The organism is Enterobacter sp. IF2SW-B1 (genome assembly GCF_001743375.1).
In the GTDB taxonomy this organism is placed as follows: domain Bacteria; phylum Pseudomonadota; class Gammaproteobacteria; order Enterobacterales; family Enterobacteriaceae; genus Enterobacter; species Enterobacter bugandensis.
In genome coordinates, this window is the sequence record NZ_MJAA01000002.1 from 634,367 (window position 1) to 656,684 (window position 22,318).

13 protein-coding genes are annotated in these 22,318 nt (G+C 59.2%); 2 read left to right on the plus strand and 11 right to left on the minus strand.

Annotation, left to right across the window (positions count from 1 at the left end):
- Positions 1-27: 27 nt before the first annotated feature.
- On the minus strand, positions 28-447 hold the full coding sequence (locus A6013_RS07435) for a nuclear transport factor 2 family protein (protein ID WP_069732797.1): 420 nt from the start codon (positions 445-447) through the stop codon (positions 28-30).
- A gap of 97 nt (positions 448-544) precedes the next feature.
- Between A6013_RS07435 and A6013_RS07440 the strand changes: the two genes are divergently transcribed.
- Positions 545-1,276, plus strand: a complete 732-nt coding sequence (locus A6013_RS07440) for a helix-turn-helix domain-containing protein (RefSeq protein ID WP_047367526.1) — start codon at positions 545-547, stop codon at positions 1,274-1,276.
- A 1-nt stretch (position 1,277) separates the two neighbouring features.
- On the opposite strand, the gene A6013_RS07445 is transcribed toward A6013_RS07440, so the two are convergent.
- The 8 genes from A6013_RS07445 to A6013_RS07480 all read right to left on the minus strand — a co-directional run bounded on the left by A6013_RS07445 (position 1,278) and on the right by A6013_RS07480 (position 19,698).
- A complete protein-coding gene (locus A6013_RS07445) occupies positions 1,278-1,625 on the minus strand; it encodes a HigA family addiction module antitoxin (protein ID WP_069732798.1) in 348 nt (115 codons plus the stop codon).
- Between the two features lie 10 nt (positions 1,626-1,635).
- On the minus strand, positions 1,636-1,935 hold the full coding sequence (locus tag A6013_RS07450) for a type II toxin-antitoxin system RelE/ParE family toxin (RefSeq protein ID WP_069732799.1): 300 nt from the start codon (positions 1,933-1,935) through the stop codon (positions 1,636-1,638).
- 303 nt (positions 1,936-2,238) lie between these two features.
- The gene (locus A6013_RS07455) at positions 2,239-3,408 is read right to left on the minus strand and encodes an HlyD family efflux transporter periplasmic adaptor subunit (protein WP_088204896.1); all 1,170 of its coding nucleotides are present in this window, start codon (positions 3,406-3,408) and stop codon (positions 2,239-2,241) included.
- A 10-nt stretch (positions 3,409-3,418) separates the two neighbouring features.
- Positions 3,419-5,614: a type I secretion system permease/ATPase gene (locus A6013_RS07460; RefSeq protein ID WP_069732800.1), complete on the minus strand. Its 2,196-nt coding sequence runs from the start codon at positions 5,612-5,614 to the stop codon at positions 3,419-3,421.
- Positions 5,611-7,014 carry a TolC family outer membrane protein gene (locus tag A6013_RS07465; protein WP_041908566.1) on the minus strand — a complete coding sequence of 468 codons (1,404 nt, stop codon included), beginning with the start codon at positions 7,012-7,014 and terminating at the stop codon, positions 5,611-5,613. The genes A6013_RS07460 and A6013_RS07465 overlap by 4 nt, the downstream gene beginning before the upstream one ends.
- 80 nt (positions 7,015-7,094) lie before the next feature.
- Positions 7,095-17,201 carry a BapA/Bap/LapF family large adhesin gene (locus A6013_RS07470; protein WP_069732801.1) on the minus strand — a complete coding sequence of 3,369 codons (10,107 nt, stop codon included), beginning with the start codon at positions 17,199-17,201 and terminating at the stop codon, positions 7,095-7,097.
- A gap of 821 nt (positions 17,202-18,022) precedes the next feature.
- On the minus strand, positions 18,023-18,379 hold the full coding sequence (locus tag A6013_RS07475) for a hypothetical protein (RefSeq protein ID WP_028014145.1): 357 nt from the start codon (positions 18,377-18,379) through the stop codon (positions 18,023-18,025).
- A 416-nt stretch (positions 18,380-18,795) separates the two neighbouring features.
- Positions 18,796-19,698, minus strand: coding sequence for a LysR family transcriptional regulator (locus A6013_RS07480; protein ID WP_069732802.1), 903 nt, complete (start codon positions 19,696-19,698; stop codon positions 18,796-18,798).
- A gap of 98 nt (positions 19,699-19,796) precedes the next feature.
- On the opposite strand from A6013_RS07480, the gene A6013_RS07485 reads away from it, so the two are divergent.
- A complete protein-coding gene (locus A6013_RS07485; RefSeq protein WP_049136902.1) occupies positions 19,797-20,519 on the plus strand; it encodes an SDR family oxidoreductase in 723 nt (240 codons plus the stop codon).
- A gap of 53 nt (positions 20,520-20,572) precedes the next feature.
- On the opposite strand, the gene A6013_RS07490 is transcribed toward A6013_RS07485, so the two are convergent.
- Positions 20,573-21,319, minus strand: a complete 747-nt coding sequence (locus A6013_RS07490) for an SDR family oxidoreductase (RefSeq protein WP_069732803.1) — start codon at positions 21,317-21,319, stop codon at positions 20,573-20,575.
- Positions 21,320-21,420: 101 nt separating this feature from the next.
- Positions 21,421-22,302: a helix-turn-helix domain-containing protein gene (locus A6013_RS07495; RefSeq protein WP_047367536.1), complete on the minus strand. Its 882-nt coding sequence runs from the start codon at positions 22,300-22,302 to the stop codon at positions 21,421-21,423.
- Positions 22,303-22,318 lie beyond the last annotated feature (16 nt).

A 22,318-nucleotide genomic window follows, 5' to 3' on the forward strand; every position in this document is an offset into this window, starting at 1 on the left:
AGTTGCCGTTGTGCGCACAGGGTGAGCTTATTGTGTGGCGTGGGCGAGCGCGCGGTCTGAAGCATCGTCGCCGATCGTCTGCGTCACTTCATGGATACGACAGATTTTCCCCTCGCGCAGTGCGGCAAACATATACACCTCTAATTCCGCCTGGCGACCATCTGGATACGTCACCGTAGCCCAGTGCCGGTCTGCTAAAAGATTCTCGTGACAGGCCAGCTCTTCTACCCTGAATGCGATCGCGCGGATCTGCGAGCGGACGTGGTTCAGGTGCTGCACAAAACCCCGAAAATCAAGCGCGTGACCATCCGTGTACTGCTGGTAATCGGGCGTGAACACCTCTGCGGGATCTAATTCGCCTTTGAACAAGCGGCTTAACAGGCACGCCATTTTTTCGCGCTGTAGGATATTGTCAGGCTGGGCTATCAGGGTTGTGATGATGCTCATGTTGGCTCCTTGTGTAGTTGAGCCACCATTATCCTTGACAGTCGACGTCGCAGTTTCTGTAATACGTCGATGAATAACGATTTTCGGCCAGGATAAGATGATCGGTACAGAGACGCTCCGCCATCCCGGCGGTTACCGCACCGCGTGGCACAGCCATCCCACCGGACAGCTCTGGCGTATTGCAACGGGGCTGCTGGTGATTGAGACCCAACAGGGGCGTTCGGTTGTACCGGCAAACCATATTGGCTGGATCCCGCCGGGCCAGCAGCACGCCGCCTTTTCTGAAAGCGCGATAGAAGGCTGCGCTATCTATCTTGACCCTGCGTGCTGTGCAATGCTCCCCGATGCCCCCGCGCTGTTCGAGCCAGACGATCTCACTCATGCACTGTTTTCCCGCTTAAGCGTTGCAGAAAACGAGTACGATCCGCGAAAGCTCACCCTGCTGCTGGATGAGCTTGCCCTGACGCCTCAGGTGCGCTTTTATCTGCCCGTACCAACGGATCCGCGTCTGAAGAACGTGGTCAGCCACTTGCTGCAGTGTGTCGATGATAATCAAACGGTCAAGAGCCATGCCAGCCATGCCGGGATGAGCGTGCGTACGTTTAACCGTCGATTTAGCGCCCAGACGGGAATGAACTTCGTCAACTGGCGGCAGCTGGCGCGCGTCATGCAGGCAATGGAGTGGCTGGCGGCGGGGAAGCCGGTGGGATGGATTGCGCTGTCCTGCGGCTACAGCAGCGTCAGCGCATTTATTGAGGTTTTCAGAATGTGGACCGGTAAAACGCCTGGGCAGTGGGGGATTAAAGGTGGCGCTGTAGAGCCGGTTTGATTCAGGCCACATCCGGCTGGCCTGATTTCCTTTTTGCCATGATTTCTGCAATCGTTTTTATACGGCTCAACTCCTCCTGAGTCCGGGAATTGGTTTGCGCTTCCCAGACGTCGACGTTTAGCTGCAGGTTCAACCAGAATTCAATGGTGGTATCGAATGCCTTGGCCAGTCTGATTGCCATATCGGCCGTCAGTTTACGTTTATTATTAACGAGAGCACTGATGGTGTTACGGTGCACGTTAAGCATTTCCGCGAGATCGCTAATTTTCAGATTGAGCGGCTCAAGATATTCATACTGCAACACATCGCCCGGCGTGGTGGGTTTGCGTAGAGCCTGTTGAAGAGTCATAGGTAATGCCTCATTTGTATGGCGTGTACTTGTGCGGAGAGAGGTAGAGATCGTCTGCTTTGCCCTCTGACCACCTGAATACCAACCTGTATTGCCTGTTAACGCGAATCGCAGAGTACCCTGCAAGCGGGGGATTCAGCGATTCATACATATTGCCTGGCGGGGATCTCAGCTCCCGGTGCGAGGTGGCAGCGTTGATCATATCCAGCTTCCTCGCTAAGGCTGATTCAAGGCTTGAAGGGATCACATTGCTGGATTTCCCGTACAGAAAAAATTCCTTAAGCCATTGATCACGAAAATGATTAATCATAGCGCTTATGAGCTCCACTCCATGAAGCTATGTGGATAATAATGCACTCTTGCACAGTGCGCAAGTGCGTTTCGATTGGCGGCTATTTTACCCTGATGCAGGCTGAAGGAAAGCGTAAGGCGTCATTAAAAGCGGTTTCTTCGAGGCGGATTCCAGAAAAGGGGGATTGTGGTGTGGGTGCGGCATGATGCCCTCTCCCACAGGGCTGAAGAATCCCTCCAAATTAATGCGAGCAGCGAATCATCCCCTCGCCCTTTTGGGGAGAGGGTGAGGGGGAAGATCGTAGCCGCCGCCCAGCGAAGACTATCGCTCCCTCAGCGCCTCCTTCGCCCGGTTAAACGGCTTGATCAGATAATCCAGTACCGTTTTCTCTCCGGTCTTGATGTCCACTGTGGCAATCATCCCCGGCACGATCGAGAAATGCCTGCCCGCCTTATTCACCAGGTAATCCTGGCTGGTGCGGATAAACACGCGGTAGTAGAACACCTCCGGCTTGGCCTCGTCCTGGATAGTGTCCGGGGATATGGTCTCCACCACCCCGTGCAGCCCGCCGTAGATGGCGTAATCGTAGGCGGTGATCTTCACCAGCGCCTCCTGGTTCGGGTGGATAAAGGCGATATCGCGCGGCGAGAGGCGGGTTTCAATCAGCAGATGATCGTCCACCGGCACAATCTCCATCAGTTCGCCGTTGGGCGGGATCACGCCGCCGATGGTGGTGACTTTGATATTTTTCACGATCCCGCGCACCGGGGATTTTACCGTCAGGCGGGTGACGGAATCCTCGCGGCCTTTGAGGATCGCCGAGACCATATCCACCTCGGCGTTGGCCTTGGATAACGCCTCGCGCGCCTGAACGTAATACTGGGAACGCACGTCGGTGAGCTTCAGCTCCAGGTCGCTTTTCTGTCGCTGCAGGCGGAGCACTTCCACGTGGCTGGCGGCACCGGTTTTTACCAGCCGCTGGGTGATCGCCAGCTCTTTGTTTGCGAGATCTAATGCTGAACGCAGTTCACGCTGCGTGTCCTCCAGCTGCGCGCGGCGCGAATTGTAGAGCCGCGTTTCGGCGGCGGTCAGTTCGGTCCATTTCTCCAGCGAAGGCGGGAACTTCAGCGGCAGATCGTTCACCTCGGCGTACAGACGGGCGCTGGAGGCAAGCGACGCGCGGTAGCGCGCTGCGCTTTCGCCGACGTTAGATTCCGAGCGGGTAGGATCCAGCCGCGCCAGCACCTGTCCGGCCTGCACCTGATCGCCTTCGTGTACGTTCAGCTCGGTGAGGATCCCCCCATCCAGCGACTGCAACACCTGCTCGCGCGAGCTGGGGATCACTTTTCCGGTTCCCGTTGAGACTTCATCCAGCATCCCAAACCACGCCCAGACGCCCAGCGCCACAAACATCAGCAGCGAAAAGATCACAATCCGCCGCGCGCCGGTATAGCCGCTTTCGGAGTCGAGCGCATTATCCAGATCGTCCATCGCGGCCACGTCACGCTGACTGATTTTCATTTTTCCACTCCCGTCCGGTTGCTGCCTGCTGCTGTTGCTGCATGCGGCTGTTGTTCAGCGCCTGCGCTTTTGGCGCGTCCATGACCAGCATCCCATCTTTCAGCACGACCACGCGCTCCACCAGCTCCAGCACCGGCACGCGGTGGGTGGCGACAACCAGCGTCCGGTTGCCGAGCCACGCCCCCAGGCGCTGGATAAATTCCCGCTCGGTGTGCTCGTCAAGGGAAGCGGTCGGCTCATCCATCAGCACGATATTCGGATCGCGCAGCAACATCCGCGCCAGCAGAATCGACTGCCGCTGCCCGCCGGACAATCCCACGCCGTTCTCCATAATCGGGTAGTCCAGCCCCTTCGGCAGCTTCTGCACAAAGCTGGCTGCGCCGCACATCTCCAGCACCTCGAAAATCTCTTCGTCGGTGGCGCGCGGCATGCCGAGGGTGATGTTTTCGCGCAGGGTGCCGTAAAACAGCCGCGCGTTCTGGGTCATAAAGCCGACGTTTCGCCGCACGTCGGCCACGTCCAGATGCGGCAGGCTGAGGTTGTCGAGCCGCAACTCGCCGGCCGCCAGATCCATGCCGCCCGCCATCGCCTGCAGGAGAGTGGATTTGCCCGCGCCGTTACGCCCGAGGATCGCCACTTTCTCGCCCGGCCTGATCTCCAGACGGTTAATGCGCAGCGCCATGCGCGGATCTTCCGGCTGATAGCGGAACTGCGCCTGCTCGAAAAGATAGTGTCCGCGCAGCACGTCCTGGCGGATCGGCGTCTCTTCACGCTGATTTTCAGTAGGAAGCTGCATAATGCTGTCCAGCCCCTCTTTGGCGGCCTTAACCTGCTGCCAGCGGGCGAGCACGCCGCACAGCGTCGCCATCGGGGCGATCATCCGCGAGGCCAGCATTGAGGCGGCTACCACCGAGCCGGTGGTTAGCGTGCCTTCAATCACCATCGGCGCGCCAACCACGATCACGGCGGCGTAAACCAGGCTCTGGACGGTCATCCCCCAGCTGATCAGGTTCTGGGTCAGCTCGCGGGTGCGCAGGCCGGATTCCGCGGTGATCTGGATATAGCTGTTCCACTGCTGCAAAAAGCGGTTCTCCGCCTGCATCAGCTTGATGTCCTCCAGCCCCTGCACGCTCTCCACCAGCACCGCGTTGCGCAGGGTGGATTCATGCGCCGACTGCTTCGCCAGCTCGGCCAGCTTCTTTTGCAGCAGCAGGCCCGGCAGGACCATGATTACCGCCGCTACCGGGGCGATCCACGCCAGCTGCGGCGCGATGATCGCCAGCACCACCACAAACAGGAAGAAGAAGGGCAGATCGACAATCGTCGAGATGGTGGAGGAGGTGACCATCTCGCGGATCTGCTCCAGCTCGCGCAACTGGGAGATAAAGCTGCCGGTGGAGCGCGGAATGGCGCTGTGGCGCAGCCGCAGCGCGTGGCCGAACACGCGATCAGAGACGCGCAGATCCGAGCGTTTGCCCAGCAGATCCATAATGTGCCCGCGCGCAACGCGCAGCACAAAGCCAAACAGGGTGGCGATCAGCACCCCGATGGTCAGCACGTAGAGCGTCGGGTAGGACTGGGCGGGGATCACCCGGTCATACACCTGCATGGAAAAGACAATGCCGGAGAGGGAGAGCACGTTGATAAACAGCGCCGCCAGCATCACCCAGCTGTAGGGGCGCAGGTCGCGCATCACCAGCCGGTAGAGCCAGTCCGGACGGTACTTTGAGATGTAGGCGTCCACGCGGCTGTCTTTCAGCGCGGCCAGCGGACGCAGGGCGATAACGTGGCGGATGGCGGGCAGCATTGCGCTCATCGACAGGCGGTTGGTGTATGTCTTGTCGTCGAAAAAGCTGACCTCGAGCGTATCTTCTCCGTCGAAATTCTCGATCACGCCGATTTTTCCGTCGTTCAGCGCCACCACCACCGGCAGACGCCAGCTGTTGATCGACTGCTGATCGGCCGTCAGCAGCTGGAACGTCAGCCCGGCTTCACGGGCAAGTTGAGTCAGCGCGGGCACCATCGGTTTGCCTTTCAGCCACGGCGCGCCCGCGACGAGCGAGCCTGGCGAACAGGCAACGCGGTAGCGCGTGGCGACAAAGCCAAACGCCTGAGCCCACTGCTCCAGCGCCTCATCCGTCATCGTTTCCCCCTGCGGGATGTCGCGTTGCTTCATGGCTGGATCTCCACGGTCTGGATGGTGCGGTTATCAAGATCGAACGCATGACGCAATTGCCCGGTGTTATAGAGGCAGTTGAGCTGCAGCTGATGCAGCTGACCGAGGGTCTGCTGCTGGGTAAAGCGCGCCTGATAGACCTCCTGCTCGGCGTTGAGCACGTCCAGCAGCGGGCGCGAGCCGAGATCGAGATACTGCTGCTGGTAGAGCTCGCGGGTGCGGGCGCTGAGCGCCTCCTGGCGGCCCTGAATTTGCAGCGTGCTTTGCAGGCTCATGACCTGGCTGCGGGCCTCCAGCAGCTTCTGGCGGACATCGAGGCGCGTGCGCTGAATGGTCGACTGCGCCGCTTCCACCGCGTGACCGGCGGCGTTGCGTCGGGCGGTGAGTCCGCCGCCCTGATAGAGCGGCATCTGGACTTTCACCCAGGCGGAATATTGGGTGCGGTCCCGCGTTTCGTTACCCGCGTAGCGATCGTTCAGGTAGTGACGGACTTCCGGCTCCAGCGAGACGGTTGGCGTCATCTGCGCGTCGGCGTAGTCAAGGTTAGCCTGAGCGACGTTCGCCTGTGCCCAGGCGGCGAGGACCGCAGGCACCAGACGATCGTCCGGCTCGGCGATATCGCAACTGCGGGCCAGCTTCTGCGGAAAGTCATTGCTGATATCGTTCAGGCTGTTCCAGCCGAGAAAGCTCATCAGCGTGGCGCGGGCGCTGTCGAGGCTGGCCTGATACTGCATCAGCTGGGCGCGTGCCCCTTCAATGCGCGCGTCGGTCTGCACCACGTCAGACAGGGAAGTGGCCCCTTCGTCGTTACGCTGGCGGGTCAGGGTGCCTATTGATGAGAGGGCGTCAAGCTGCTCTTTGGCGGTGTCGACCATCTGCTGCCAGGTTTGCACCTGCACCATGGCGATAGCGGTATCGTGGGCGATGGTGTCGATACTGACCAGCACGTTGGCCTGCTGCTGGGCGACCCCGGCGTTTTCGGCCCGCACCTGGCTTGCCACTTTGCCGAAGTCGTAGAGCATCTGTGAAAGAGAGAGCACCAGCGACGGCGTAAAGCCGTTCTGGTCGCCGTCGTGGGAATACCCGTTGTCCATGCCGGCGTTGATTTGCGGATAGTATTTCGATTTGGCGACGTCGACCTCTTCGTTCTGTTCGTAGAGTTTGCCCACGGCTTCAGCGATCGCCGGGTGCCAGGTGACGGCGCGATTAACGGCCTCGCCAAGCTGTAGTGAACCGGGAGCGGCTTTGCCTGCCACCGGGGCGACGCGGCCATTCAGTGAGGGGAGTTCCTGCGTTTCGCGGAGCTGTCCGGTATTGATGGTTGCCGCCGGGTTTGCCGCGATGGCGGGTACAGATATCAGGCAGCACGAGAGCCACCAGTAAGGCATCTTTATTCCCATGTCTTGTCCCTAATAAAAAAGTACAGCTTTATTATTTATGCCCGGGCGCTATGCGCCCGGGTCATGTCCTGCAGGTGTTATCAGGTAATGATGTGTTGCTGGTTCACAAGCTCGTCGTACGTGGTCTGCACGTTATCAAGCGTAACGAGTGCAGTATTAGTGTAGGTGCTCCCTGCGCCGTCACGGTCGATGGAGATCACAGTGTTGCTACCGCTTTGCGTGACATTGATATAATTCCCCAGCGAGGCGGTATTACCGTCCCAGCCCACCAGCAGATCGCCAATGTCGATCTTGTCTCCCTGCGCCAGGGAGAAGTTCGTCCAGTGGTCGCCGCCGGCGCTGGTGATGTTGCCCCCCGTCGCGTTGCCCGCCGTGCTGTTCAGCACCTGATAAATCAGCGTGTCGCCGTAGGCCGTACCGCTAATCACATCGTTATGCTCCGAACTGATAAATTTCGGCGCCATGTTGATGGTCAGCGACGCGGTGTCCGTGGTGCCGTTGGCATCGGTCAGGGTGTAGTTAAAGACCTCCTTCGTGGTAATGGTAGAGAGCGATATCCCCGGGTTGAGCGTATAGGTGTAACTGCCGTCTGCGGCAATCGCCAGCGTGCCGTAGTGACCCGTGATGCTCGACTGCGTGCTGCCGGTGTAGGGATCCAGCGTAGTGGTAACGCCGTCGTAGCCGGTAATGCTCACGCGGGTATCCACCGAGTGCAGCTGATCCATCGTCCCTGCGGAACCGGTGCCGTCGAAAATGTTGCCGTCAACGGTGTGGGTGCCCGTAGCGTCGAACTGCGACAGCGAGTAGCTTGTGCCGGTGACGTTTGGGGTGATGGTGATATTTCCTACTCCCAGCGGCCCCATTCTGCCGGTATAGCTCAGGGTGTAGGTCCCCGCCTCCAGGTCGAGACCCGTCAGGTTGACCGTTGCCGTGCCGCCCAGCAGCAGCCCGCCGTTGAACGAGCCGGTTCTGACGGTGGTGGCGCCGTTGGTCAGCGTCCAGTCAACCGTCAACCCTGTAAGCGTCAGCAACGAGGCGACGTTAAACGACAGCACCACGTTGTGCAGCGCGGTATTGGCATCCACCACGAAGGTGCCGGAGCCGGAGCCCTGGGTTGAAGTGAGCAGCGCGGCGTTCCAGCTCGCCGACCCGACGGTTGTATCCGAGTACGCGGCGGTGTGGTGTACCGACGTCACGTCCATCGCGGTGCTGACATCATTCACCGCATCCATCGGCTGCGCGGTTGGGGTGATGTTGAGCGAAGCCGTGTCCTTCGTGCCGTCCGGCGCGGTAATGGTGTAGACGAAGGTATCCGGGGTGCTGATGTGGTCAACGCCGACGCCGCTATTCAGGGTGTAGGTGTACTCCCCGGCCGCGTTGATGCTCAGCGTACCGTACTCGCCGGTAATGTTTGTCAGACCGCTGCTGTTCACCGCTACGCCGTTAACCTCCGTCACCAGCGTGCCGACTGGCGCAATATCATCCGACAGAACGTCCCCGGTAGTGCTCGCGCTGACGCTCGCCACGCTGTAGACATGATCCTGCAGCACGTCCAGCGTGTAGGCCGTCAGGGCGGTGATCCCCGCAGCCGTATTCAGCAGGAACAGGTACTCACCGGCCGGCAGCTGCAGCGTCAGCTGAGGCGAGGTGCCGCCCAACAGCGGCGCGCGCAGCCAGCCTGGTTCAACGCGCATCTGCTCGAAGGTCTGGGTCGCGTTGTTGAACTTGTAGACGTACAGATCAAACACCGACGCCAGCGCCACGCCGCCCACGGAGGCCTGGATGGTCATGGTGCGGGTAGTGCCTTCCTCCACGTTATAGATGATGGGATTGGTCATATCGTCCAGCAGGTTCAGCCCCAGCGTGTTGCCGAGATTGATTCCCACCAGGGTAAAGCCGCCCTGGGACGACGTACCGTTGTCAATCGCGTTGACGGTGGTATCGAAGGTCAGCGAGTTCGTATCGTCAACCGCGACAATACCGCTGGTGGCGGTACCGGTGCCCAGCGACAGCACCAGATTCGCCGACGCGCTGACGCCGTTATGCGTGATGGTGTAGCTGAAGCTCTCCGTCCGGCCAATCACCGATGCGCTGGTGTTGGTCAGATCGTAGGTGTAACTGCCGTCGCGGTTAATGGTCAGCGTACCGTACTGACCCTGGATCACCGTGCCGTCGGCAGTGACGCTGGTGGTGACACCCTGGGCGTTAGTGACGGCCGTGACCGTTGCCCCTGCCGGAGCGTTGTCGCTGCCTGCGGTTGGGTCAACGTCGGTGATCACGTTACCGCCGAGGCTGGTGTCGCCCGTAACGGTGCCCGGCCCGGTCTCTTTCACCGCCACGTCGAGGCTGGTGTAGGAGCCGGTTGCCAGCAGGTTGGTGTTATAGCTCAGCACGCGGTAGTTGCCGTCCGCCAGCCCGGTCAGGTTCAACGACACGCCGGTTGCGCCGAGGGTCAGCAGGTCGGCAAACTGCGGCTGTCCGGTATCGACTACGGTAGTCCAGGTGTTGTTAACGGTGTCAAAGCGCTGAACCACCAGCTCAAGGGTGTTGAGCAGAGAGAGCACCGCGCCCGTGGCGTTGGCGTTCACGACGATATCCGCGCTGCCGCCGCTGCCCACGGTGAAATTGACCTGAGCGGTGTCATTACCGAGCAGCGTCAGGACGTTGCCCACGGCACCGACCAGCAGGAAGCCGTAGTCGCTGTACTGGCTGTTGGTGACGGTGGCCGTGGTGCTGAGATCCAGCTCTTCGACATTATTGCTGGCGGAGAGCGGCACCACTGGCGCAAGCGCCGAGCCGGGCTGCGAGATATTGCCCGCCGCGTCGGTGGCGGTGATTTGCAGCGTCTGGCCTTCAGTCTGTTTGTTTACGAAGGTGTAGCTGTACGTGCCGTTGCTGCCCGCTGTGGTCGTGACCGTCGAGCCGTCCGTGAGTCGGATGGTGACGGTACTGCCTGCTTCAGCATTCCCGGTTAATACGCTACCGTCGGCGTTGAAGGTTCCGGTTGGGGCCGTTGGCGCGGTCAGATCGACGATAATCGTCGTCACGGCCGATGCCGGGCTGGTGTTGCCTGCGGCATCGGTGGCCGTGGCGGTGAAGTTGTGGGTGCCCTGCGTCAGCGTGGTGGTTTCCGGCAGCGTCCAGTTGCCATTGCCGTCGGCGGTGACGGTGCCCACCAGCGTGATGCCATCGTAGATCCGTACCGTTGCATTCGCTTCGGCGGTCCCGCTCAGCGCCGGACGCGTGTCGTTGGTCGGGTTGGTACCGGTTACCGGACCGATGACGCTACCGACATCATCAATTACCGAGCTGATGACCGGCGCTGCCGGGGCAAGGGTATCGACGTTAATCGTGTACCCGGCGGTTGGCGCGCTGGCATTGCCCGTCGCATCGGTGGCGGTAAAGGTCAACGTGTGCGGGCCGTTGCCCAGCGCCGGAGAAGGCGTATAGCTCCACGCCCCGCCGGTGGCGATCACGCTGCCGATCTGCACGCCGTTATCGAAGATTTTCACCGTAGAACCCGCTTCCGCCGTACCGCTGAGGGTTGGCTGCTCGTCGTTGGTTATTCCTCCGTTCGCGACTGGCGTTGCCGCATTGCCGACGTCATCCAGAATGCTGGTGAGCACCGGCAGCGCTGGCGGTGCGGTGTCAATCGTCAGACTGAAGCTTGCGGACGACGCGCTGGTGTTGCCTGCGGCATCCGTAGCCTGCGCGGTGAAGCTGTGCGCCCCCTCTGTCAGCGTGGTATTGAGTAAGATACTCCAGCTGCCGCTGCCGTCTGCGGTACCCGTCCCGACCAGCGTGGTTCCCTCATAGATATTCACGGTGGCAAACGGTTCGCTGGTTCCGACCAGCTGCGGTACGGTGTCGTCGGTCGTCTGCCCGGACGTGATTGGCCCGGTAATGCTCCCCACATCGTCAATCGCCTGGCTGATAACCGGCGCGGTGGGTGCCGTGCTATCGACAACCAGCGTAAAGCCTGGCGAGGCGGGGCTGATGTTCCCTGCGGCATCGGTGACCGTGGCGGTCCAGGTGTGGCTGCCAGCCGCCAGTGGCGTGGACGGCGTAAAGCTCCATGCACCGGTACCGTCAGCCAGCGCGGTGCCGACAGGCTGCCCGTTTTCATAGATGGTGACCGTGGCGTTGGCCGTCGCGGTGCCGCTCAGCGTTGGCGTGGTGTCGTCGGTGCTTTGCCCGGAAGTGAGCGGGGTTTGAATACTGCCCACGTTATCTGCCGCGGCTGAAATGACCGGCGCAGACGGCACGCCCGTATCCACCGTCAGGTTAAACGGTGCCGTTGCAGTACCCACGTTGCCCGCCGCGTCGGTGGCGTTGAAGGTAATGGCATGCGGTCCGTCGATCAGATCGGTACCCGGCGTGAAGGTCCAGCTGCCCTGGGCATTGACCACGGCGGTGCCAATTTCGTTGCCATCAACAATCACGTGCACCGTAGAACCCACGTCGCCCGTACCGTTGAAGGTCGGACGCGCGTCGTTAGTGCTGTTACCCGACGTGAGCGTCCCCGTGATCGGTGCGACATCGTCAATCACGCTGGTCACCACCGGCACGCCGGGGCCTGCGGTATCGACGGTGAAGGCGAAGACCGACGAGTTCGCCGAGGCGTTGCCCGCGGCATCCGTTGCGTACGCGCGCAGGGAGTAGCTGCCGTCGTCCAGCGGTGTGGTCGGGGTGAAGGACCAGTTACCGTTTACGTCGACGGTCGTCGTACCCAACTGCGTACCGTTATTCATGATGTAGATGGTGCTGCCTGCCTGTCCGGTGCCGCTAATCGTTGGGGTGTTGTCGTTGGTCGCCTGCCCGCTGGTGAGGTTGCCCGTAACGCCGCCAGGGACGTTATCACTTACCGTATCCAGCGTTGGAACCGTCGGCGCCGTGAGGTCAACCACCACGCTCCACGGGGCGGAGACCAGGCTCAGGTTACCCTGCGGATCGGTTGCCTGAACCGTGAACGCGTGTGGCCCTTCGACAAGCGCGGTCTCTGGCGTAAAGCTCCACGCGCCGGTGCCATCAGCCGTAACCACGGCAATCTGGGTTGCGCCATCGAAAATGGTTACGATGCTGTTTGCGTCCGCTGTCCCCGAAAGGGTTGGCGTGGCGTCGTTCGTTTCGCTGCCGCTCGCTACCGGGGTGGCGGTATTGCCCACATTATCCGTTACGTTGGTGATGACCGGCGTGGTGGAAATGGAATCTACCACGATGGTGAAGTCCGCCGAAGGACCGCTCTGATTTCCCGCCGGATCGGTCTCGCGGATGGTCAGAACATTACTGCCTTCTGGCAGGGCGGGCGTGGTGTAGCTCCAGGTGCCGGTATTACCAACCACCACGCTGTCCAGCAGCACGCCGTTGTTGTAGATGGAGATGGTATCACCCACCGCGCCGGTGCCGGTGAGGGTCGGCTGGCTGTCGTTGGTGGTCTGGCCGCTGGTCAGCGGACCGGTGACAGGACCCACGTCGTCAATGACCGAGCCAATGGTTGGCGTGCCCGGCGCGGTCAGATCGACGGTTACGCTGGCCGCCGGAGAGCGGCCGCTGGTGGCACCGTTGAGGGTCGCAGTCACCTCAAAGGTGTGCAGCCCCTCGCCAAGCGCGGCCGGCGTATAGCTCCAGTTGCCGCTGCCGTCGGCGGTCACCGTTGTTAATGGCGTCGTGCTACCGTCCTGATAGATAGTTATCACGCTGCCCGCTTCGGCCGTACCGGTAAGCGTTGGCGTGGTGTCGTTGGTGGTTTTGCCTTTCACATCGCCGGTGACCGGGTCCACGTCATCGACGATGGCCGTAATAATGGGAACCTGCGGCAGCTCAAGCGGCGAGTCGGTGACGATAAAAGGCACGTCAGCGCTGGCATTTCCTGCTGCGTCCGTGGCGGTCACGGTCAGCGTGGTTGGATCCAGCTGCGCCGGGCTTAGCGCAATGGAGAAGCTGCCGTCGCTGCCGACAACGCCGGTACCAATGACCGTGCCACCGCTGTCTTTCACGGTAATGGTGCTTCCCTCTTCGCCGGTACCGGTCAGCGGTGTCCCTTCATCAGCCAGGAGCATGTTGCCCGGATCGGCCGGGGCGACGGTATCGACCGTCACGCTCAGCGGTGCTGAACTGCCAGAGAGGTTACCCGCCGGATCGCTGGAAGAGACGGTGAAGGTATATGTAGCATCCGGCAGCGTCGCGTCGGCAGTCCAGCTCCAGGTGCCATCCGGCTGCACCGTTACCGTCACGGCAGATGGCGTGCCGTTTACGGAAACGATCACGGTAGTTCCCGGCTCACCGGTCCCGGTAAGGGTTGGCGTGCCGTCCTGCGTATACAGCTGGTTGTTGGACAGCTGGCTATCAGCAACGGTGCTAATGACGGGGATTTCCGGCGCAAGGGTATCGAGCGTGACGGAAACGACCGGGCTCGGCGCGCTGACGTTACCTGCGGCATCGACTCCCGCAACGGTGATGTTCAGCAGGCCGTCCTGCTGTGGTGGCAGGACAAAGCTCCATTCTCCGTTAACGACATCGACACGTCCTACCTCAACGCCGTTGTTGTAAACGATGACCGTGTCGCCAGTCGTGCCGGTACCTCCGACGGTTGGCGTCGCATCGGTGATTAAGCCCCCATTCGGCTGGCCCCCGACGGCGTCAAACACCGGGACATCCGGTGCTACGGTATCCACGGTAATCGTAATCGCTGGCGACGGGTCAGAGACGTTGCCCGCCTCATCGGTGGCGGTGGCGGTATAGACGTGGCTGCCTTCCCCAATATTACTGTCAGGACGCCAGCTCCAGTTGCCGTTACTGTCTACCGTCACGGTGCCCACGATGGTCGGTGTGCCGTTAACGGTATCAGTGATGTTGATAACGTCATTCGCCGTACCGGTGCCGCTCAGGACCGGGCGCGGATCGTTAGTGGTTCCGCCATCGGGAACGGGGCCGGTTATCTGGCTGACGCTGTCGGTGATCACCGGTGCTGCTGGTGCTGTTGGCGCATCGGTATCAATGGTGATGGTGACCGGCTGGGACGGGGCGCTTTCGTTGCCCGTGCCGTCCATATTGGTGACGGTCAGGGTAATGTCATAGGTGCCGTTAGGCAGCGGGGTAGCTGGCGTCCAGGTCCAGTTGCCGGTGCCGTCCACGAGCACATCATCAAGCTTGACCCCACCGTTGTAGATGGTCACGGTATCGCCCGGATTGCCGGTGCCGCTCAGGGTCGGCGTGGTGTCGCGGGTGGTTTCTCCCGGGTTCAGCGGCGTTTCTGTACCGTCAGGATTGACGGTGATTGCCGGGATATCCGGCGTGGCTGGCGGAACGGTATCTACCGTCAGTTCAAACGGCGTTGAGATGGTGGTATTGCCCGCGGCATCCGTGGCATGCACCGTCAGCGTATGCGGGCCGTCGGTGAGCGGGATAACGGGGGTAAAGCTCCAGCCGCCGCTGCCGTCGAGGGTCGCGGTGCCGAGCAGGGTGGTTCCGTCATAGACGGTAATCACCGCATCTGCCGGCGCGGTGCCGCTCAGGGTCGGCGTGGTGTCGTCGGTGGTGTCGCCGCTGGTAAGCGGCCCGTTAACGCCGCCCACGTCATCGGTTACGGTGGCGATGGTGGCCGCCGCTGGCGGCGTGGTATCGACGGTCAGGGTAAAGCCGCCTGACGGCTGGCTGGTATTACCCGCTCCATCGGTGGTGACAGCGGTAAAGGTATAGGTGCCGTTAACAAGCGGTGTGGTTGGGGTATAGGTCCACGTGCCGCTGCTGTCGATCACAATGGTAGTGAGATCGACGCCATCCTGGCGGATGGTGACGATTGAGCCCGGCTCCGCGGTGCCGTTGAGCGTCGGCGTGGGGTCATTGGTGCTGTCGCCAGAGTTGAGCGCGCCGAGGCGCTCTGGCACGTCATCCACCACCTGGGTAATGACCGGCGCATCCGGGGCAACGCTGTCAATGATGATGCCCCAGCTGTTGGAAACGTCGCTAATGTTGCCCGCCGCGTCAGCTGCGACGGCGGTCAGGGTATGTTGACCCTCAGCGATCGGGGTGTCCGGAGTAAAGCTCCACGCGCCGAGGCCATCGGCGACGGTGGTTCCAATATCAACCCCATCCACGCGGATGGTGACCGTGGCGTTGGCCGCGGCGGTACCGCTGAGCGTCGGGGTTGAATCATTGGTGGTTTCATTGAGGTCGAGCGAGCCGGTACGTTCAGGCACATCGTCAACGACCTGCGTAATCACCGGGGCGGCTGGCGCCGTCCCGTCGACGATAATGGTCCACGCGTTCGATTGTCCGCTCGGGTTACCGGCGGCATCCGTTGCCGTTGCCGTCAGCACGTACGTACCATCGGCCAGAGGTGAGGGCGGCGTAAAGTTCCACAGGCCGGATGAGGGGACGACCACCGTGCCGATGATATCGCTGCCGTTGAAAATCGTGATGGTCGAACCGGGTTCGCCCGTGCCGTTCAGGGTCGGTGCCCGGTCGTTGGTCAGCCCATTCTGGTCCACGGGACCGGTTGTGTTCAGCACGTCGTCAATCACCGACACGATAACCGGGGCCTGCGGTGGGGTGATATCCGGCGCTGCTGCGGAGGTTGCTGGCCCCGTGTTGCCCGCAGCGTCGGTGGCGTCTGCGGTCAGGATTTCGCCGTTGAGCTTAGGCGGGGTCAGCGTCAGGCTAAAGTTGCCCTCGCTGTCGGCCACCGGGGTGCCAAGGATAGCGTCGCCTTCACGGATGGTTACCGTGCTGCCAGGCTCCGCGGTGCCGGTGATGGTGCCGCCATCATTCGATACGACGAGGTCGCCGGGGGCCAGCGGCGGCGTGGTGTCCACGGTGAAGATGATCGGCTCTGAGGCCGCACTCTGGTTTCCGGCTGCATCGGTTTCAACGACGGTTATCGTGTGCGTTCCGTCCGCGAGCGGGCCGTCTGGCGTGACGCTCCAGGTGCCGTTCGGCAGCACCGTTGTGGTTCCAACCGCGACGCCGTTATCGTAGATAGTGATTGTGCCACCGGGCTCGCCCGTTCCTGCCAGGATCGGCTTTGACGCATCGGTAGGCGTGCCTGCGGTTATGGTCCCTCTGATCGCACCCGTGTCGTCGGTCAGCACAATCGCGGTTGGCGCGGTCGGCGGGGTAAGATCCACGGTGAGGGTAAATATCGGTGAGGCCGGTCCGAGGTTGCCGGCGGCGTCGGTTGCCCGCACGGTAATCTGGTGGGTGCTTTCAGTCAGATCGGTTGACGGGGTAAATGTCCAGGTGCCGTTGCTGGCGACGAGCGCCGTGCCAATGGCGACTCCGCCGTCATAGATGGTTACGGTGGAGCCCGCCTCCGCGGTGCCGCTGAGCTGCGGGCGTGGATCGTTGGTGCTGCCGCCGTTTGTGACCGACCCCGTTTGAGGATCAATATCGTCCGTCACGCTGCCGATCGTTGGGGCATCGGGTGCGGTGAGATCCGGCGCCGTAATCGTTGTGCCCTGGCTGGTATTCCCGGCCGCATCCGTTGCGGTGGCGGTCACCTGTTCGCCGTTGGTCAGCGGAGTACCGAGAGACACGGTAAAGTTGCCGTCACTGCCGGTTTTTCCGGTGCCAAGGACGTTGCCGTTCGCGTCTTTCAGCGTGATGGTACTACCGGGCTCGGCGGTACCGGTGACGCTTTTACCGTCCGACGAGAACTGAAGGCTGGAGGGTGCATTCGGCGGTGTTGTATCCGGGTTGGTGGGATCGACTGGCGTACTGGGGTTAGGGTTAGGATTGTTGTTATTCCCATCATCGTCATCCCCGCCGCCGCCGCTGGAGCTTGCCACCGCCGCGATGGCGCCAGCCGCGACAATGCCGCCCAGCGCCCACGGCCAGATGGCGGCACCACCTGCATCACTCCCGGATGCGGCCAGCAAGGCGTCCGTGGACGCGATGGATTCGTACGTGGCGGCCCCGGTGGGATCTTCAATCCACCATAACGCACCGTCACTCTCCTGGAGCACCAGCTGGCTCACGCCCTGCGCGTCGGTGACATAGAAATTTTTAAGGGTGATCACTTCCCCTGAGTGCAGTGTCACCACCAGATCGTTACCACTTCGCGCGAAGTGGGAGACATCGGCTCGCTCTACATGAAGCTCAACGATAGAGGAATGGCTCAGCGTAACCTGTGTGCCTTCCGTAGTCGTTTCCACGCCAGTGAGTTTTGATATAACAGAGATTTGGCTCATTTAGGTATTACTCCAGCAGAGTTATCGTGAACGACGAGCAAGACGAGCCATCTCTGGAGAAGGTAAAGGGCGCCCCCGGCGGAGTTACTGTTTTTTAAACAGCACTCACCGTCTTTTTTAGAGCGAACGATGCCCGCCAGGATTCAGAGTGGCAACATCAGAGCGAATGTAATTACTTACGAGACAGAATGTTTGTTATGCGTATTTTGTGCCTTATAAAACCCTGTAATTAATAGAGGATTTGGTTTTGAGAATATAAAAATGATATAGCCAGAAAACGGTGAATGTGCAAATTAAGCTTTCGTAAATAAAGAGGTAGGTCGTAAAGAGGTCATTAATTTATTGATGGGGTTTATGTATTTGTTTTATTAATATATTGTTTTTGTTGGATTTTTTATGACTGCAGTATACTTTTTTATTTATGTTTTAGATGTGGTTTAATAATTGGTAGTGTCGTTTTTGAATGCAATTAAAAATGTTATTATTTAAAGCTGCTTAATCATGGTTTAAGTTAGGGTAACATTCTTGATGTAGGATATATTATATTAATAGGGATTTAAAATATATTCTTATGTGGTGTTGGAATTATGCTACTGCGAGCAGGAAATATAATAACCTGCTGTATTTTCAATACGGTCATTCATTAACCTGATACTGAGGGCGAAAAAAAATGACCGCAGGGATGGGCATCCGGACATTTGCATCAATCCTATCTGTCGTCATAAGGCGGCGAACAAAAAGGGGCAGATATACACGACGTATCGCTTTTATTCGAAGCAATAAAAAAGGCCGCTAACGCGGCCCTGAGGTGAGTATGTCGGTTATTCAGTGACTTTCTTTTCCAGCTCGCTGGCACCTTCTTTGGTTTTGTTCCAGCCTTTTTCTGCGCCTTCTTTAGTGGCATCCCACCCCTTCTCGGTGCCTTCTTTGGTTTTATGCCAGGCTTTCTGGGAATCTTCGCTGACTTTGCTGCCAAAGCTTTCGCTTTTACCTTCCGCAGCATGCTGCTGTTTCAGCTTCAGCTCTTCGCCTTTGTTCTGCTCTTCGTGCAGTTTTTGCTTCGCTTCGTTGGCGTTTGCGTTCGCCGCAGCGACGGTATCGTCAGTTGCATGTGTGGTCGCAGCAAATACTGGGGAAGCCAGCAGAACGGCAGATAATGCGATAATTGTTTTTTTCATAATATCCTCATTTAACGTTATCGGTTATGAGCGTGATTCAGCATGGCACAGACGAAGCGGGGTGGCTTTAGGAAAAAACTGTAATGAGATCAAAGTACCCAGGTAAGCGCCTCCTTGCTTGAGGATCACCCGAAGGATAAAAAACCTATTTCTATGAGGGCTGCAAGGGTCAGCAGAATAAAGAAAATAACGACCATGGGTCTGTACATTTTAAGGCTCCATCCTTGTGTGATGTCTTGTCCAGCGTACGAGATACATCGTTAAGCCATCCCCGGCACGACATATCCCCTGAGTGAATTGTGTCCGTTTTTACTTTTCCATGGGAGGAGGGCGGTGTCGTTGATGTTTATCAAAGGGCAGCGGCAGGGTAAGGAAAATCTGCATGAAAGTTACTGGCCTTGTTAGCGTTGAACGCTTTACGTTGCCGCTGGCTCTCGCCACTGGCGGACGTGCTCGATCAGGGCTCTTAGCTTGGGCGCCATATTGTGACGCTGGGGGAAATAGAGATAAAAGCCTGGAAAAGACGGAAGAAACGCATCCAGCAGGGCAACAAGCTGCCCCGTTTCGATATACGGAGTGAATGTATCCTCCGTGGCTAAGGTTATGCCGCCGCCGGCCAGTGCCAGGCTGAGCATAAGGCGCAGATCGTTTGTGGTGATCTGCGGTTCAATCGCCACATCGAAAGGAACGCCCGCCTCCTCAAATTCCCAGCGATAGGGGGCAACGTCCGGGGCTGGGCGCCAGCCGATACACCGGTGAGCCATCAGCTCGCGGGGGTGCTCAGGTACGCCGTGAGTCGCCAGATAGGACGGTGAAGCCACCACCCTCTCACGCTGCTGACCCGTAAGGGGAACGGCGATCATGTCTTTTTCAATAACTTCACCCAGCCTTACCCCGGCGTCATAGCCCGCCGCCACGATATCGAACTCCTCGTCCGACACGAAGATATCAAGCGATACCGCAGGATGCGCAGCCGCAAACGAAGCGAGCAGCGGCCCAGAGAGAAACGCTTCCGCGATCGAGGTGACCGCGATTCTGAGCTGGCCGCGCGGTGTGTTGTCCGACGCGACGTCTTCAAATGCCGCTTCAATATTGGCGATAGGGGCCTGCAACGATTTACGCAGCCGTTCACCTGCTTCAGTGAGGCTTACCGAGCGCGTGGTGCGCATCACCAGCAGGGTTTGAAAACCATCTTCAAGACGCCTAATCCCCTGGCTGACAGCGGAGCGGGTTATGCCCAGCCGCGCGGCGGCAGCGCTAAAGCTGCGCTCCTCGGCGACCGCCAGAAAAACAGGTAACAGATTGAGATCGATTTTCATTGTTTAACATTGCTAACCAGTGAGTCCAGTAAATGCAGGATACAAGAAACAATGGTGAGTATCTATTATCACGTTGAACTCAACGTAAGGAGCAAAACATGAACAAAGTTATCTTAATTACCGGTGCATCAAGCGGTATCGGAGAAGGTATTGCCAGAGAGTTAGGCAAGGCAGGCGCGAACGTTTTCCTGGGCGCTCGCAGGCTGGATCGCATCAACGCCCTGGCTGCTGAAATCCGCAGTGCAGGGGGGGAAGCAGAGGCCGCAGTCTTAGACGTTACCAGCCGCCAGTCGATGGCTGACTTCGTACAGGCAGCGCGTGAAAAGTGGGGCCGCATTGACGTGCTGATTAACAACGCGGGCATCATGCCTCTTTCTCCGCTTTCGGCAGGCAAGCAGGATGAGTGGGAGCGCACCATTGACGTGAATATCAAGGGCGTGCTGTGGGGGATAGGCGCCGTTCTGCCGATTATGGAAGCCCAGGGGGCGGGACAAATCATTAATATCGGCTCTATTGGTGCCTTGTCCGTGGTGCCCACGGCTGCCGTCTACTGTGCCACCAAATTCGCCGTACGGGCGATTTCGGATGGTTTACGTCAGGAAAGTTCGAACATCCGCGTGACCTGCGTTAACCCTGGGGTAGTGGAAAGCGAACTGGCCTCGACCATTACGCACCCGGAAACCATGGCGGCGATGGACGCGTACCGTGCTATTGCCCTCAAACCTGCTGATATCGCCCGCGCTGTGCGCCACATCATCGAGGCGCCTGAGAGTGTCGATACAACAGAAATTACGATCAGACCGACGGCATCTGCGAACTAACGTTGCGGATGAAAATTAGCGGGTCAGGCCATTGCCTGACCCGCTTTACTTTCTTACCACGGCTGCTCGGTCGGCATAATAAACAGCTCTGCCACATCCACATGTTCCGGTGCCTGCAGCACGTAAACAATCGAGTCGGCGATATCATCGGCTTTCAGGAACGTCATCTTCTCCTTCAGCTGTTCCATCTGCGCACGATAATTTTCGTCACTGATATGCTCGAATAATTCACTTTCTACGGCACCCGGCTGGAGTGAGGTGACGCGAATGTTGAACTGCGGCGCCACTTCCATACGCAAAATATCCGAGAAGGCGGCAACGGCGTGCTTCGTTGCACAGTACACCCCAAGCCCGGGGAACGTTTTGCGCCCAGCGATCGACGAGGTATTGATGATGTGACCAGACCGCTGCGACTGCATAATCGGTAGTACGGCCGCTACGGTGTTAAAGAGGCCTTTTACGTTCACGTCTACCATTTGGTGCCATTCATCGACTTTGAGGCTGGCAATATCAGAGATCGGCATCAGCCCGGCGTTATTGAAGGCGATATCAATGTGGCCATAGCGTTTATGCAGTGTCGCGACCCCTTCATTAACCGAGGCCGGGTCAGTGACGTCCATAACCAGCGCAATGGCTTCACCGCCAGCAGCCTCAATTTCAGAGACCAGCGCCTGCAGGCGATCCAGGCGGCGGGCGGCGAGACCGACCCTGACGCCCTGTTTCGCTAATTTTTTTGCCGTGAAGGCACCAATCCCGCTTGAAGCACCGGTGATGAGAGCGACTTTATCTTTAAGTTCCATAACTGATCCTCGTGAGAGTTAATTTCAACGCTTCAGAAAGAACGTCTGAAGTACGGGTCAATAATGGATGTTTCAGGCGGTGGCTTCGCGCGGGCTTTTGCTCAAACTGTCGGACTTTTGCTGCGAACGATATCGCTGCGATAGTGCGAGGGCGTCACGCCGTTATGCCTGAGGAAGACGGCAGCAAAATGGCTGGGGCTGGTGTATCCCACGTTCAGGGCAATATTGATTATGGAATCATTGGTTTCCGACAGCATGCGGCGCGCTTCCTCCATGCGTAGCCGGATAAAATAGTGGGAGGGCGAAAGCCCGGTCGACTGTTTGAAGGCGCGGCTAAAATGGTATTCGCTGAGATCGGTCAGCTTAGCCAGCCGTGCCAGGTCAAACGGCTGGGCCAACCCTTCCCGCATTGCCGTAAAAACCCGGTGCAGTTTAAATGCCTGCAGACCTCCCCGGTGTCGTTTCGTATGCGTGCCGTAGGTGCGAACCAGGTGCACCGTCAGCGCTTGGGCAATCCCCTGGATAAAGGGGCCGCTTGGGGGAGTTTGCAGATACAGTTCCTGGCGTATCTGCTCCAGCAGCGCGGATAGCGTTTCGTCGCGCGCGCCGGAGACTTCCCGCAGTTCACACTCCTGCATCATGGCCACGCCGATATACACATGCATGACGACGAACGGTATATCTGGCTCGGCTTGCCACCGCATTTCAGTGGGAGAGGCCGCCGTCGTGAGAAAGAAATCGCCTGCGGTAACGCGGTTTGCTAACCACGCCTCGCCGGGGGAACGCTCCTCAACAACGGCTTGACCAGAAAGGATCCAGACGATAAAGGGCTCCGGAACCGCCGGAATAATGACGTTTTCCTGGACTTGTCTGCGGGCCAGAATTTGAACGAATACATCCCGGGAAGATTGCGCCCGATGCTCCCGGAGCAGCTTGCCGGGAAGGTATTCTTCAAACGTCTCTGCGGAAGTTCGCTGAGTCATCGTTAGCGTTGCCTTT

What these genes read in the sequence shown, in the direction of transcription:
- A6013_RS07435 (WP_069732797.1), bottom strand. Translation starts at nt 447, where the DNA reads ATGAGCATCATCACAACCCTGATAGCCCAGCCTGACAATATCCTACAG.
- A6013_RS07440 (WP_047367526.1), top strand. Translation starts at nt 545, where the DNA reads ATGATCGGTACAGAGACGCTCCGCCATCCCGGCGGTTACCGCACCGCG.
- A6013_RS07445 (WP_069732798.1), bottom strand. Translation starts at nt 1,625, where the DNA reads ATGACTCTTCAACAGGCTCTACGCAAACCCACCACGCCGGGCGATGTG.
- A6013_RS07450 (WP_069732799.1), bottom strand. Translation starts at nt 1,935, where the DNA reads ATGATTAATCATTTTCGTGATCAATGGCTTAAGGAATTTTTTCTGTAC.
- A6013_RS07455 (WP_088204896.1), bottom strand. Translation starts at nt 3,408, where the DNA reads ATGGACGATCTGGATAATGCGCTCGACTCCGAAAGCGGCTATACCGGC.
- A6013_RS07460 (WP_069732800.1), bottom strand. Translation starts at nt 5,614, where the DNA reads ATGAAGCAACGCGACATCCCGCAGGGGGAAACGATGACGGATGAGGCG.
- A6013_RS07465 (WP_041908566.1), bottom strand. Translation starts at nt 7,014, where the DNA reads ATGGGAATAAAGATGCCTTACTGGTGGCTCTCGTGCTGCCTGATATCT.
- A6013_RS07470 (WP_069732801.1), bottom strand. Translation starts at nt 17,201, where the DNA reads ATGAGCCAAATCTCTGTTATATCAAAACTCACTGGCGTGGAAACGACT.
- A6013_RS07475 (WP_028014145.1), bottom strand. Translation starts at nt 18,379, where the DNA reads ATGAAAAAAACAATTATCGCATTATCTGCCGTTCTGCTGGCTTCCCCA.
- A6013_RS07480 (WP_069732802.1), bottom strand. Translation starts at nt 19,698, where the DNA reads ATGAAAATCGATCTCAATCTGTTACCTGTTTTTCTGGCGGTCGCCGAG.
- A6013_RS07485 (WP_049136902.1), top strand. Translation starts at nt 19,797, where the DNA reads ATGAACAAAGTTATCTTAATTACCGGTGCATCAAGCGGTATCGGAGAA.
- A6013_RS07490 (WP_069732803.1), bottom strand. Translation starts at nt 21,319, where the DNA reads ATGGAACTTAAAGATAAAGTCGCTCTCATCACCGGTGCTTCAAGCGGG.
- A6013_RS07495 (WP_047367536.1), bottom strand. Translation starts at nt 22,302, where the DNA reads ATGACTCAGCGAACTTCCGCAGAGACGTTTGAAGAATACCTTCCCGGC.